General features: G+C 74.7%; 10 protein-coding genes. 9 read left to right on the plus strand and 1 reads right to left on the minus strand.

All coding sequences use genetic code 11. The features are described 5' to 3' along the window. Positions 1 to 381 precede the first annotated feature (381 nt). From QP090_RS16025 to QP090_RS16055, 7 genes are all read left to right on the plus strand, one after another. Entirely contained in the window at positions 382 to 1,641 is a 1,260-nt protein-coding gene (locus tag QP090_RS16025; RefSeq protein WP_285939663.1) for a hypothetical protein, read from the plus strand. Then, on the plus strand, positions 1,638 to 4,097 hold the full coding sequence (locus tag QP090_RS16030) for a serine/threonine-protein kinase (RefSeq protein ID WP_285939664.1): 2,460 nt from the start codon (positions 1,638 to 1,640) through the stop codon (positions 4,095 to 4,097). The genes QP090_RS16025 and QP090_RS16030 overlap by 4 nt, the downstream gene beginning before the upstream one ends. Position 4,098: 1 nt before the next feature. Further along, complete coding sequence (locus QP090_RS16035) at positions 4,099 to 5,310, plus strand: PP2C family protein-serine/threonine phosphatase (protein ID WP_285939666.1); 1,212 nt, start codon at positions 4,099 to 4,101, stop codon at positions 5,308 to 5,310. After that, positions 5,307 to 6,638, plus strand: coding sequence for a VWA domain-containing protein (locus QP090_RS16040; protein WP_285939667.1), 1,332 nt, complete (start codon positions 5,307 to 5,309; stop codon positions 6,636 to 6,638). Before QP090_RS16035 ends, QP090_RS16040 begins: the two co-directional genes overlap by 4 nt. A gap of 7 nt (positions 6,639 to 6,645) precedes the next feature. Further along, positions 6,646 to 7,485 carry an FHA domain-containing protein gene (locus QP090_RS16045; protein ID WP_285939668.1) on the plus strand — a complete coding sequence of 280 codons (840 nt, stop codon included), beginning with the start codon at positions 6,646 to 6,648 and terminating at the stop codon, positions 7,483 to 7,485. Positions 7,486 to 7,712: 227 nt separating this feature from the next. Then, positions 7,713 to 9,224, plus strand: a complete 1,512-nt coding sequence (locus QP090_RS16050; protein WP_285939669.1) for a GlnX family signal transduction membrane protein — start codon at positions 7,713 to 7,715, stop codon at positions 9,222 to 9,224. 16 nt (positions 9,225 to 9,240) lie between these two features. Further along, positions 9,241 to 10,098: a glutamate ABC transporter substrate-binding protein gene (locus tag QP090_RS16055; RefSeq protein WP_285939670.1), complete on the plus strand. Its 858-nt coding sequence runs from the start codon at positions 9,241 to 9,243 to the stop codon at positions 10,096 to 10,098. Between the two features lie 60 nt (positions 10,099 to 10,158). Here the strand turns inward: QP090_RS16055 and QP090_RS16060 are convergent, their stop codons facing one another. Beyond that, positions 10,159 to 10,512 (minus strand): STAS domain-containing protein, encoded by a 354-nt coding sequence (locus QP090_RS16060; protein WP_285939671.1) that lies wholly within the window; start codon positions 10,510 to 10,512, stop codon positions 10,159 to 10,161. Positions 10,513 to 10,864: 352 nt separating this feature from the next. Here QP090_RS16060 and QP090_RS16065 point away from each other — a divergent pair, with 352 nt between their 5' ends. Both QP090_RS16065 and QP090_RS16070 read left to right on the plus strand, forming a co-directional pair. Further along, positions 10,865 to 12,226 carry an alkaline phosphatase gene (locus QP090_RS16065; protein WP_285939672.1) on the plus strand — a complete coding sequence of 454 codons (1,362 nt, stop codon included), beginning with the start codon at positions 10,865 to 10,867 and terminating at the stop codon, positions 12,224 to 12,226. A 311-nt stretch (positions 12,227 to 12,537) separates the two neighbouring features. Beyond that, positions 12,538 to 13,212 (plus strand): lysophospholipid acyltransferase family protein, encoded by a 675-nt coding sequence (locus QP090_RS16070; RefSeq protein WP_432763054.1) that lies wholly within the window; start codon positions 12,538 to 12,540, stop codon positions 13,210 to 13,212. Positions 13,213 to 13,378 lie beyond the last annotated feature (166 nt).

Raw genomic sequence — 13,378 nt, forward strand, 5'->3', positions numbered from 1 at the left:
GTGATGATCGCCTCACTCCCGGTGGTCGTCCGGCCGATCCGGGCCCCGGACGCGGCGCCGGGGGCGGATCCGGACGCGGCGCCGGGACGGGCGCGGGACGGGTGTGGCCGATGGCGGCCAGCGGGTCCGGTGCCGTTCGTGCGCGGGTATTGAATCAGTGTTCGGCCGGGCCCGGGTTCGGCGCCATGAGCGGGGACGATCGGGGAGCCGCCCGGATCGATAGGCGGATGAGACCGCTTGTCTCGACAAGTGTCACCGATCACACTTGCTGGAGAGCGTAGGCCCGATCCTGGGGCGGTCCCCGCCCAGGCCGCCGGGACGGGGGACGCCGGGGGAGCATCGCGCAACGGGGACACAGTGGACGGCGATCGCGGGGCTGACGTGGACGAGAGCGGGGCCGGAGCCGGGGCCGGGGCCGGTGCCGCCGCGCCCATGAGCCGGGAAGGCGTCGACCATGCCCTGCGGAGCCTGCGGGAGGAGAAGGACCGCATCTCCGCGGCGCTGCTCGACCTCGACGGCCACCACGGCAACCGGCTCCTCGAAGGGGCCCGGCTGACCGGCGAGACCTGGCGCCGCTGGGACCAGGCGCAGGACCGGCTGGCGATGCTGTGGCGCACCTTCGACGCCTACCAGCGCGTCCTGGACGCCGCCGGATCGCTCCGCGACCGGCAGTCCCGTCCCGATCACGCCGTGCTGGCCGAGCTGACCCGGCTGCTGACCGGGCCCGCGGTGGAGGTGCCCGACGGCCGCGTCCCGCTGGAGCGGCGCACCCTGCTCGGCCCGCAGGAGCGCCGGATCACGCTGGACGAGGCGGTCGTGATGATGTCGGACGCCTACGCGTTCGTGGCGGGCGAGATCGCGGCGGCCGACGCGGCCTGGACGGCCCTGCTGGTCCCCCTGGAGGCGGCCGAGGAGAGCTGGCGCGACACCGCCCGCCTCGCCCACGCGCTGGAGGGCACCCGGCATCCGGAGCTCGACCGGCTCGGCCGGGAGCTGACCGCGCTCGGCCAGGTGGTCCGCACCGACCCGCTGTCGCTGGTGCGCGACGGCCGCGCCGACACCGGCCGGCTCGACCGGGTGCGGTCCGCGCTCAGCGGGCTGCGCGACGAGCTGACCGAGATGACCGCGCTGCGCTCGGAGTACCCCGCGCGGATGGCGCAGATCACCGGTGCCGTGGAGGAGGCGGAGACGGCGGCGCGGCGGGCGCTGGAGGCGCGCGAGACCGCGCTGCTCAAGATCGCGTCCCCGGGCCTGCCGGAGCCGCCGCCCCGCGCGGAGCTCCGCGACCGGCTGGACGTGCTGGACGGACTCCGCGAGGCGGAGCGGTGGGCCGACCTGGCGCGGCGCGTCGCCGAGCTGGAGCGGATGGCCGCCGCCGAGCTGGAGCGGGCCCGCGCCGACCTGCGCCTCAGCACCGGCCTGCTCGACCGGCGCGGCGAGCTCAGGGGACGCCTGGAGGCGTACCGGGCCAAGGCCGCCCGGCTCGGCATGGCCGAGGACGAGCGGCTCACCATCCTGTACGGGCAGGCGCGCGAGCTGCTGTGGACGGCGCCCTGCGACCTGCGGCGGTCGACCGCCGCGGTGGCCGAGTACCAGCGCGCGATCAAGGCGTGCGAGAGCGGGACGGGGACGCGGCGATGATGCGATGCACCCAGCACGGCTGCACGGGCGAAGTGGACGCCGACGGCTTCTGCGGCGTCTGCGGCATGGCCCCGGTCTCACCCCCCGCCCCGGTCTCGGCCCCTGCCCCGGCCGCGGGTCTGGTTCCGTCGCCGTCCCGACCCACCGCGCCGCCTCCCCCATCGGGCGCGCCGCCGCCCACCGCGCCGCCGCCGGTCGCGCCGTCGTCCCCGCCTGGTGTGGCCCCGCTGTCGGTGGCGCCGCAGGTGGGGAGCTTCCCGACCACGCCGTCGCCGAGCCCGTCCTCCCCCAGACCCCAGACGGCGGCCGAGGGGTCGGGGCCGTCGGGACCGCAGGGGTCCGGGCGGACGGCGTCGCGCGCGTCGCGGGGGACCGGGGCCGGCGGCTCGGCCCGGCGCGGCATGCTCGGTGCCGGGCTGGTGGAGGTGCCGCCCGTCCCGTACCGCGATCCGGCCTCGGCGGTGATGGCCGACCCGCAGGTGCCGGAGAAGCGGCGGTTCTGCAGCCGCTGCGAGGAGCCGGTCGGGCGCACCCGGGAGGGGCGCGCCGGGCGCACCGAGGGGTTCTGCCGCAACTGCGGGCACCCGTTCTCGTTCACCCCCAAGCTCCGCGCGGGCGAGCTGATCGGCGGCCAGTACGAGGTGCTCGGCTGCCTCGCGCACGGCGGGCTCGGCTGGGTCTACCTCGCCCGCGACCACAACGTCAGCGACCGGTGGGTGGTGCTCAAGGGCCTGCTCGACAGCGGCGACGCCGACTCGCTGGCCGCCTCGACCGCCGAGCGGGCCTTCCTCGCCGAGGTCGAGCACCCCAACATCGTCAAGATCTACAACTTCGTCCGGCACGGCGGCTCCGGCTACATCGTGATGGAGTACGTCGGCGGCGAGTCGCTCAAGGACATCCTGCTGCGGCACCGCAAGGACCAGGGCGAGGACGCGGCGCTGCCGCTCGGCCAGGTGATCGCCTACGGTCTGGAGGTGCTGCGCGCGCTCGGCTACCTGCACGGCGTGGGGCTGCTCTACTGCGACTTCAAGCCCGACAACGCGATCCAGTCCGAGGAGCAGCTCAAGCTGATCGACCTCGGCGGGGTGCGGCGCTCGTTCGACGTCAACAGCCCGATCTTCGGCACCCCCGGCTACCAGGCCCCCGAGATCTCCGACCAGGGCCCGTCGGTCACCTCCGACCTCTACACCGTCGGCCGCACCCTGGCGGTGCTCAGCTTCGCGTTCCGCGGCTACACCCGGCGGCATCTGCGCAGTCTCCCGCCGCGCGGCGAGGTGCCGCTGCTCGCGCGGTACGAGTCGTACCACCGGCTGCTGCGCCGGGCGACGCACCCCGATCCGGCCCAGCGCTTCCAGAGCGCCGCCGAGATGGCCGAGCAGCTCACCGGGGTGCTCCGCGAGGTGCTGTCGGCCGAGGACGAGATGCCCCGCCCGGCGCCGTCCCCCCTGTTCGGGCCCGAGCAGCACGCGGCGGGCACCGAGGTCGCCGGGGCGGGAACGCTCGGCGCGGCGGGCGTCCCGGCGGGCGGCGCGGCGGTGCCGGTGCTCGCCCGCCTCGACGCCGTGGCCGCGGCGGCGGCGCTGCCGGTCCCGCTGGTGCACGGCGCCGATCCGGCCGCCGCGTTCCTCGGCGGCCTGAACGTCCGCGACCCGCGCGACCTGGCGGGCGCGCTGAGCGGTGCGCCGATGTCCTCGCCGGAGGTGCGGCTGGCACTGGTCCGGGTCCGGATCGGGCTCGGCGAGCTGGACGAGGCGGGACGGCTGCTGGAGCAGATCGGCACCGACCGTCCGGGCGACTGGCGGACCGACTGGTACCAGGGGGTCCGGGCGCTCGCCGCCGGGCGCGGCGCCGACGCGGCGCAGATCTTCGACGCGCTGTACGACCTGATGCCGGGGGAGCCCGCGCCGAAGCTGGCGCTGGCGTTCTGCCACGAGGTCCGCAACGACACGCCCGCCGCCGACCGCTTCTACGAGACGGTGTGGCGCACCGACCCGACCCATGTGAGCGCGGCGTTCGGGTTGGCCCGCGCGCGGCTGGCGGCCGGTGACCGGGCCGCCGCCGAACGGGTCCTGGACTCGGTTCCGCGCATCTCCAGCCACTACGTGGCCGCACAGCTCGCCGCCGTGGCCGCCGCCGTCCGGGGGCGCGGGCCGGGGGAGCTGAACGCGGCCACGCTCATCGGGGCGGGCCGCCGCCTGGAGGCGCTCTCGCTCGACCGGGGACGGTCCGCCGCGTTCTCCGCCGAGGTGCTGGAGGCGGCGCTGGTCTGGCTCAGGTCCGGGGCCGCCGCCGGGGCGGCGGGCGGTGAGCTGCTCGGCATCCCGATGCTGGAGGCGCCGGTCCGGGGCCGGCTGGAACGGATGTACCGGCTGCTGGCCAAGCTGGCCGAGGGCGCCGGGCACCGGCACGCGATGGTCCGGCGGGCGAACTCCGTCCGGCCGAGAACGCTGTTCTGACGTGGACGCGGTCATCGGACCCGGCGAACCCGCGGCGGCCTGTGCCGCCTGCGGGGAACCGCTCACCGTCCGGGACCGGTTCTGCGAAGGGTGCGGACGGCCCCGCACACCCGCGCAGGTCGGACGGCCCCGCGCCCCCGAGCCGGACGGACCGCCCCGCGCCCCCGGGCCGGGCGGGCCGCCGCGCGCCGCCGGGCCGGGCTGGACGGCCCCTCTAGCGTCGGTCGCGTACAGCGCCGGCGCGGACCCGCTCACCTGCGCCGACTGCGGGAGCGCCGCGATCGGCCCGGACGGGTACTGCGACACCTGCGGGCTTCGGCAGCCGAGTGGCCGCGAGCATGTGGAGATCGAGGTGGCCGCGCCCGGTGGCGCGTTCGCCGCGCCGATCCGGGCCGCCGGGGTGAGCGACCGGGGGCTGCGCCGTCCCCGCAACGAGGACGCGTTCGCGCTGGCCACCCTCGCCGACACGGTGTGCGCGGTGGTGTGCGACGGCGTCGCGTCCGCGCCCGGTTCGGAGGAGGCCGCCAGGGTCGCCGCCGAGACCGCCGTGGCCGTGCTCGCCCGCCGCCTCGCCGCGGGCGCCGACGCGCGCACCGCGACCCGCACCGCCGCGAGCCGCGCGGGCGAGGACGTCGCCGCGCTGGCGGGCGTCGTGCCGGCGGGCGCCGCGCCGGTCCCCGACAGCTCGCCCGCCTGCACCTACGTGTCGGCGATCGTCGGGCCCGGGACGGTGACGATCGGCTGGATCGGCGACAGCCGCGCCTACTGGCTGCCCCATTCGGCGCGGGCGCCCGAGCTGCTCACCAAGGACGACTCCTGGGCGGTGCGGATGGTCGCGCGCGGGACGATGACCGAGGCCGCGGCGTGGGCCGACCCCCGTGCGCACCTGCTGACCGCGTGGCTCGGCGCCGACGCGGGCACCATCGACCCGCACCTGGCCTCGTTCGAGCCCGCCGGTCCGGGGCTGGTGCTGATCTGTAGCGACGGCCTCTGGAACGACCTGCCCGAGGCCGCCGGGCTCGCGGCCGTGGCGCTGGACGGGCCGGCGCCGCTCGCCGATCCGCTCGCGGCGGCCGGACGCCTGCTGCGCGCGGCCCTGGACGCCGGGGGACACGACAACGTCACCGCGGCGCTCATCCCGTTCCCCCCGCCCCACCCGACCGGACCTCCTCCGGCCGCACCTGCCGAGACGTCCAGGGAGACCCGCAGATGAGCGACCTTCCCGCCTTCACCGTCAAGATCGACCACAACCCCCACCTCCCCGCGGGCGGCCGGGAGCTGCACGCCATCGTGACCGTCGAGGCGGCGCGCGAGGGCGGCGGCGGGCGCGCCCCGGCGGCCGAGGCCGCCGAGATCATCATCATCGACACCTCGGGCTCGATGACGTACTCGGGCAAGATGGCCGCGGCCAAGCGCGCGGCCAAGGCGGCGGTGAACGTGCTGCGCGACGGCGTCCGGTTCGCCGTGATCGCCGGGGCGAACCGGCCGCGCCTGGTCTACCCGCAGGACGAGCGGCTCGTCCGGGCGAGCGCCCGCACCCGGCGGGACGCGGCGAGCGCCGTCGGCCGGCTCGACGCCGCCGGGGGCACCGCGATCGGGTCCTGGCTGCTGCTGGCGAACCGGCTCTTCGCCGAGCACCGCGACGCGATCCGGCACGCGATCCTGCTCACCGACGGCAAGAACCAGCACGAGCCCGCCCCCGAGCTCCAGAAGGCGCTGGACGCCTGCTCGGGCAACTTCGTGCTGGACGCGCGCGGCGTCGGCACCGACTGGGAGGTGCCCGAGCTGCGCCTGATCTCCTCCGCGCTGCTCGGCGGGTTCCTGGACGTGCCCGACCCCGCCGACCTGGAGGCCGACTTCCGGGCGATGACCGAGGCGGCGATGGGCAAGGCGGTCGCGGACGTGACGCTGCGGGTGTGGACGCCCCAGCACGCCGAGCTGCGGTTCGTGAAGCAGATGGTGCCCGCCGTCGAGGACCTCACCGGCCGCCGCGTCCCGTCCGGCCCGCAGCTCGGCGACTACCCGATCGGCGCGTGGGGCGACGAGGACCGCGAGTACCACCTGTGCGTCGAGGTGCCGGCCGGCGACGTCGGCCGGCAGATGCGCGCGGCCTGGGTGAAGCTGGTGGTCCCCGGGACCTCCGCCGATCCGGACGAGCGCGTCCTGGCGTCCGGGAACGTCCTGGTCGAGTGGACCGACGACGAGGCCAAGTCGACCCGGATCAACGCCCGCGTCGCCCATCACACCGGGCAGTCGGAGCTGGCGGGGGCGATCCAGGAGGGCCTGGAGGCGCGCCGCGAGGGCGACGAGGACACCGCGACCGCGCGGCTGGGCCGGGCCGTGGTGCTCGCCAAGCAGGTCGGGAACGAGCAGATCTCCGCGCTGCTCGACCGGGTCGTCGACGTCATCGACCTCGACTCCGGCACCGTGCAGCTCAAGGGGGAGGTGTCGAAGGCCGACGAGATGTCGCTCGACACCCGTTCGGTCCGGACCGTGCGGACCCGCGTGGACGGCGGGCCCTCCGACCAGGCCGGGAGCTGAGGCCGCCGTGCCGGTCTGCCAGAGCGGGCACTCGTCGGTCTCCGACGACTACTGCGACGTGTGCGGGGACCTCATGGAGGGCGCGCCGCGCGCCGAGTTCGCGCCGTCCCCGCCCGTGGGCCCGCCGGTGTCTCCGTCTCCGTCTCCGTCCGCGTCATCGCCGGTGCCGGCGGCCTCGGCTTCGGCCGCGTCCGGCACCGGGGCGTCGAACGGGTCCGGAGCGCGCGAATCATGCCCGACCTGCGGCGCGCCCCGGTCGGGACGCTTCTGCGAGGTCGACGGGTACGACTTCGAGACGCGGGCGCAGCACACCGTCCAGCTCCCGTCCGAGGGGTTCGCCGTCCCGCCCGCACCCCGCGCACCCTCGCCCGCGTCGGGGCCGCTCGGCGCGCCGGCCGAGGCATACGCCGCCGGTCCCGCACCCCCGGGCCTGTGGACGGCGCTGATCAGCGCCGACCGCGCGTACTACGACGCGGTGGTCGCGCTGGGCGGCCCCGGCGCCGCCGCGATCGCGTTCCCCGCGCACTGCCCCGACCGCCGCGTCGTGCTGGCGGGCGACCGGATCCGCATCGGCCGTAGGAGCAACTCGCGGGCGATCCTCCCCGAGATCGACCTGAGCGTGGCCCCCGAGGACCCGGGCGTCTCCCATCTGCACGCGGTCCTGACCGCCCGGCCGGACGGCTCGTGGGCGCTGACCGACCCCGGGTCCACCAACGGCACGACGGTGAACGACGCGACCGAGCCGATCGCGGTGAACGTCCCGATCCCGCTCGGCGACGGCGACCGCGTCCACCTGGGTGCCTGGACCACCATCACACTGTCCGCGCAGGGAGAGACCTCCTCATGACGACGCCGCCTCCTGCCGGACCGCCCCCAGCAAGGCCCCACTCCGCCGGTCCTGCCCCGACCGGGCCGCCCTCCGCCGGGCCTCCCGGGCCGCAAGGCCCCCCAGGACCGCCGGGACCGCCGGGGCCACCGGCCATCGGGTCGTCGACAGCGACCTTCGCCGCCCCGTCCGCCCCGTCCGCCCCGTCCGCCCCGTCCGCCCCGTCCGCCCCGTCCGCCCCGTCCACCGTGCCCGCCGGGACCGCCGTCCGCCATGCCGCGCCGTCCGGCCGGGCCCCCGAGGCCGCGCCGGCCCGTCCCCCGGACCGGCGCGGCCCCGGGCTGATCACGTTCGCCCGGGGACGGTGGCTGCGCACGATCCCCGGCAGGATCCGCGCGTTCGTCGTGGTGATCCTCATCGCGATCGTCGCCCTGCTGGCCGTCCTGGCCGCCGCGATCGGGAACGCGCGCGACTCCGTCCAGACGATCGGGCACGACGCGGGACCGCAGGTCGTCGCCACCGGCACCCTGTTCTCCGCGCTCAGCGACATGGACGCGCAGGTCGCCAGCGTGCTGCTCATCGGACGGGAGCACGACCTCGGCATCGGCCACGACGGCGCGCTCGGCGTCTACGAGCGGCGCCGCTCGGAGGCGGGCGCGGCGGCGGTGCAGGCGGCACAGCTCGCCGGGCGTGATCCGCACCTGCGGCAGCGGGTGCAGGCGGTCATCGACGGCCTCGGCCGGTACGAGCGGCTGGTCGGCGAGGCCATGGTGCTGGACCGGCAGTCCGCGCACGCCGCCGGGGAGCCGCCCAAGCAGGTCGTCGACACCTACCGGCGGGCGACCGACCTGATGAGGCTCGAACTGCTGCCGCAGGCGTACAACCTCACGCTCGACAGCGGCGCGGCCGTCCGGCAGACCTACGAGACCAAGCGCACAGCGGTCCTGACCGGCCGCGCCTGGGTCGCGCTGACCGGGGTGCTGGTGCTGCTGCTCCTCCTCGCCGCGCAGGTCTACCTGGCCCGGGGGTTCCGGCGGCTGGTCAACCCGGCCCTCGCGCTGGCGACGGTGGCCGCGCTCGCGCTGGTCGGCGCCGGGTTCGCGGAACTGTCCGCGCAGGCCGGGCACATCAAGAAGGCCAAGATGTACGGGTTCGACTCGGTGCTGGCGCTGTCCCGGGCCCGCGCGATCAGCAACAGCGCGTTCGCCGACGAGAGCCGCTACCTGCTGGATCCCGGCAAGGCCGACACCTACGAGCAGACCTACCTCGACAAGTCGCTCGCGGTCATCTATCCCGACCTCGGCGACAAGCCGGTGAACCTGGAGAGCTACTACGCGGGCCTCGAACAGCAGGCCGGCTCGTACCGGCCGGGCAAGGGCGACGCCCCGTTCCTGGGCTTCTTCGGCGACGAGGCGTCCACCGTCCGGCCGGGACGCGAGGCGGACGCGCTGGGCCGCACCCTCCAGGCGTACCGCGCCGTGCAGCGCAACGACCAGCGCATCCGGCAGCTCGCCGGGTCCGGCGACCGGACCGGCGCGATCAAGCTGCGGATGGACCGGGACCGGACGATCCGCGACTTCAACGCCTACGACGCGGCGCTGCGCTCGCTCACCGCGCTGCACCAGGGCGCCTTCGACAGCGCCATCGAGGCCGGTGACGGCGGGCTGCGCGCCTGGCGGGTGCTGCCGCCGGCCGCCGCGCTCGTCATCGCCGCACTGACCGTCGCGGGTGTCCGGCCCCGGCTGGCCGAGTTCCGCTGAACGCGAGGAGCAGACCATGCGCGTCACCCGCAGCGCCGCCGCGGCGGCGGCCGGGACCCTGATCGCCCTGACCGGGACCGCCGCCTGCGGCCTGGGCGGCGGCGGCGAGACGTCGGTGGCCGACCAGCGGTCGCTGCGGATCGGGGTGAAGCAGGACCAGCCCGGCCTCGGGCTGCGCGGCCCGGACGGCGCCTACCGGGGCTTCGACGTCGACGTGGCCACCTATGTCGCGGGCCGACTCGGCGTGCCGCCGTCCCGGATCACCTTCATGACCACGCCGTCCTCGATCCGGGAGAAGGCGCTGGCCGACGGCACCGTCGACATGATCTTCGCGTCGTACTCGATCACCGCCAAGCGCAAGACCCAGGTCACCTTCGGCGGGCCCTACTACGTCCCGCACCAGGACACGATGGTCCGCGCCGCCGACGCCTCGATCGGCGCCGTGCGCGACCTCAAGGGCAAGCGGATCTGCGAGGTGACCGGGTCCAACTCCTGGCGGCGCGTCATCGAGGAGCGCAAGGTGGCCGCCGAGCCGGTCCGCGCGGAGACCTACGGGCAGTGCATGGACCTGCTGTCCGCCGGCAGGCTGGACGCGGTCTCCACCGACGACCTGATCCTGGCCGGCTTCGCCACCTCCGCAACGAAGATCATCAACGCCCCGTTCACGGACGAGAAGTACGGCGTGGGGCTCAGGAAGAACGACCTGAAGGGCTGTGAGGCCGTCAACCGGGCGCTCACCGAGATGTACCAGGACGGCAAGGCGCGGCAGTTGCTGGCCAAGTGGTTCGGGAAGTCGGGGCTCAAGCTCACCACCAGCGTCCCCCAGTTCGAGGGCTGCTCCTACACGCCCCCGGCGAAGGCGGTCCACGACTGACGGTGTCCACGACTGACGGCGTCCGCGGAGGTGCGCCCCGGCCGGGACGTGGCCGCGCGGCTAAGCGGTGTGGTCGGTGGGCAGGGCGCCGAGCGCCTCGCGGAGCGTGTCGTAGATCGGGATGAACTTGTCGACGCCGGTGATCCGGAAGACCCGCTCCACCCGCGGGGTGAGCGCGATCAGCGCGACCAGGGTGCCGCGCTCGGTCGCGCGCCGGTTGGCCATCACGATCGCGTTGAGCCCGGTGGAGTCGCAGAAGGTGACCTCGCGCATGTCGATGATCATGGGGCCGCCGGTGTCGAGGACGCCCCCCATGGCCTCCTCGAACCGCTCTCTGGACACCACGTCGAGTTCGCCCTGCACCCGGACCAGGGTGCAGCGTTCGTGATGCAGCAGATGAACGTCGAAGTCCATGGATAGCCTCGCGCCTCGGGTTTGAGAGAGCCCCTCCGACCCTGTCAGGTGACTCCTCAGGATCGCGCACCGGTCCCCGCATTCCAAGCGCTTCCGGTGAAAAAAGACCAGGTCGCCGGGCTCTGTCATCGATCGTAACCCGGCCGCCCGGCGCGGCCCGGAGGCGCCCCGGCCCGAGGCCGGCGGGAGCCCGGCCCGAGCCCCGGCGGTGCCACCCGAGCCCAGCGGCCCCCGGCGGGACGCGCGGTACGACCAGCGTTCACCCGCCCGACACCCTGCGCAGTCCGTCCGCTCATCTCCGGCTGGTCGTCTGTCCCTGCTCTGAGAAATCCATATAAGGGGAGGTCAGCCGGTGTCTACGGCTGGAAGGACGCGGCGTGTCGCCGCGATCACGCTCGCGGCGGGAGTCGCCGCGGGCGCGCTCGGAACCGGCATCGCCGGGGCCTCGAACGGAGACCGCACCAAGGACGTGCGCGCCGCGGTCAAGGGAGGCACGGCGCGCAACGTCATCCTGCTGATCGGCGACGGCATGGGCGACTCGGAGATCACCGCCGCCCGCAACTACGCCAAGGGCGCCGCCGGCCGCCTCAACATGGACCGGCTCCCGCTGACCGGCGCGTACACGACGTACGCGCTCCAGAAGGACGACCCCAAGCTGCCCGACTACGTCACCGACTCCGCGGCGAGCGGCACGGGCTGGGCCACCGGGCACAAGTCGTACAACGGCGCGATCTCGGTGACGCCCGACGGCAAGCCCAAGAGCACGATCCTGGAACTGGCCAAGCGGGCCGGCTTCCGCACCGGTGACGTGACGACGGCCGAGCTGACCGACGCCACCCCGGGCGTGCTCGCCGCGCACGTGGTGGACCGCTCCTGCCAGGGCCCCGGCGACATGAAGGCGTGCCCGTCCAACGACAAGGCCAACGGCGGCGCGGGCTCGATCGCCGAGCAGCAGGTGCAGACCGGCGCCGACCTGTACTTCGGCGGCGGCAAGGCGCGCTTCGCGCAGACCGTCAAGTCCGGCAGGTTCAAGGGCAAGACGGTGATCGACCAGGCCAGGGCGGCCGGCTACAACGTCGTCACCGACGCCGCCGGGCTCAACGCGGCCCGGCCGTCCGGCAAGACGCTCGGCCTGTTCGCCGACGGGACGATGCAGCAGGAGCTGACCGGCCCGGCCGCCAAGGTCGGCGGGACCGCGCCGTCCAAGTGCACGCCGAACGACGCGTTCTCCGGCCCGCACCTGACCCAGATGGCGAGCAAGGCGATCAGCACGCTGGACGCCCAGACCAAGCGGGCCAAGCGCGGCTTCTTCCTCCAGATCGAGGGCGCCTCGATCGACAAGCGCGACCACGACGCCGACCCGTGCGGCCAGATCGGCGAGACCATCGAGTTCGACAACACCGTCAAGCTCGCCCAGGACTACGCGCGCAAGCACCCGGACACCCTGGTGGTGACCACCGCCGACCACGGCCACACCAGCCAGATCATCCCGCTGGAGGCCGAGAGCCCCGGCCAGACGGCGACGCTGATCACCGCCGACGGCGCGCAGATGAAGATGAACTACGCGACCAACCCGGCAGGCGCGTCGCAGGAGCACACCGGCACCCAGGTCCGCATCGCCGCCTCCGGCCCGCAGGCCGCGAACGTGGTGGGCGTGACCGACCAGACCGGGCTGTTCAGCACGGTCACCCGGGCCCTCGGCGTCCGCCGCTGACCCTTCCCGCCGGCCCCGTGTCCCGCGCCCCCGCCAGGGTCGCGGGACCTTCTGCCACGGCGGCGGGAAACCGCCGAAAAACCTACTCGGGAGAAACCTACTAATCAGTAAGAATGGCCGGGCGGACCCGTCCGCCGGCCCAATACCGGCGAAGTCCAGGACGTGGACACCGTCGTGGGATATGTCACCGACCGGCCTTGTGACCTGCACACAGGCCATTTCCGGCCCCCTCGGCGGGCGCCAAGAAGGGCGGTATGCGGGTCGGGATCGCCGCAGACGTTACAGTGGCGGTGCCGAATTCTGGAGGCTGGGTGTTCTATACGTTCATGACGCGCGTGGTGCGTCCGATCCTGTGGCTGCTTTTCCGCCCCAAGGTCGAAGGGGGAGAGAACGTCCCGCACTACGGGCCGTTGATCGTGGCCAGCAACCACCTGTCGTTCATCGACAGCTTCATCATCCCGCTGGCGATCCCGCGCCCGGTCACCTACATCGCCAAGGCCGACTACTTCGAGGGCGGCGGGCTGAAGAAGGGCTTCATCCGCTGGTTCTTCACCAACCTCGGGCACGTCCCGGTCAAGCGCGGCGCCCAGCGGGCCGCGATGGGCGCGCTGGAGCAGGCCGGCGACGTGCTGGACAACAGCGGCGCGTTCGCGATCTACCCCGAGGGCACCCGGTCCCCCGACGGCCGCCTCTACCGGGGCCGCACCGGCGTCGGCTGGCTGGTGCTGGCCTCCGGTGCCCGGGTCCTGCCGGTGGGCCTGGCGGGCACCGAGAAGATCCAGCCGATCGGCGCGTCCAGGCCGCGCATCTTCGGCCCGCGCCCCACCGTCCGGATCGGCCCGCCGATGGACTTCTCCCACTACGGCGATCTGCCCCCGGCCAAGGCCCGCCGCGCCATCACCGACGAGATCGTCGAGACCATCAACAAGCTGTCCGGCCAGGAGTATGCGGGCACCTACAACGACCGCGCCAACCACGCCGGCTGACCCCGCCGCCGCAGCAGCCCCGGCCCCCCCGCAGCCCCCACGTTCGCCCTGAGACCTTGTCCCGCTCGCGGGTGTCCGACCCGTCGCAGTCGCACTATCCGCATGGGCTTGCCCCAAGTGCGTGTCGTCTGCACGGACTTGTGGTGAGTGCGCCGTAGGGTCGCCG

The sequence above is a fragment of the Actinomadura xylanilytica genome, assembly GCF_030283145.1.
Classification (GTDB): Bacteria; Actinomycetota; Actinomycetes; order Streptosporangiales; family Streptosporangiaceae; genus Spirillospora; species Spirillospora xylanilytica.